The sequence below is a fragment of the Corallococcus sp. 4LFB genome (assembly GCF_046520365.1).
In the GTDB taxonomy this organism is placed as follows: domain Bacteria; phylum Myxococcota; class Myxococcia; order Myxococcales; family Myxococcaceae; genus Corallococcus; species Corallococcus caeni.
Window position 1 is genome coordinate 1 of sequence record NZ_JBKGHJ010001267.1, and the last position, 374, is coordinate 374.

General features: G+C 69.3%; 1 protein-coding gene. It reads left to right on the plus strand.

Annotated features, from left to right (window positions below; translation table 11 throughout):
- Nucleotides 1-4 precede the first annotated feature (4 nt).
- Nucleotides 5-374, plus strand: a 370-nt coding sequence (locus ACLEQD_RS45260; RefSeq protein WP_410392050.1) for a thioesterase domain-containing protein, incomplete at its 3' end; no start/stop codon positions are given.

Sequence of the window (374 nt, forward strand, 5' to 3'; positions counted from 1 at the left end):
CACGGTGCAGCCTCACGGCCCCTACCAGCTCGGAGGCTGGTCCCTGGGCGGACTCGTCGCTTACGAGATGGCACAGCGGCTGCGCGAAGCCGGTGAAGCCGTGCACCTGCTCGCCCTCATCGACACCCACGTCCCCGGTCTGACGAAGCCTTCGCAGGACACCGTGCGCCTCGACGCGGAAACCCGCGCGAGGCTCGCCTTCGCTCACGCCACCGCGACGGCATTCAGTCAGGAGCTTTCAGTCTCTGACGAGGTACTGGCCGAGGGCGACGACGACGCGATGCTCGGCCACCTGCTGCAGAACGGACTCCGGGCGCGAATCCTCGACGCGCACTCCGGGCCCGCCCAGCTGCGCGCCCTCTTCCAGGTCTTCC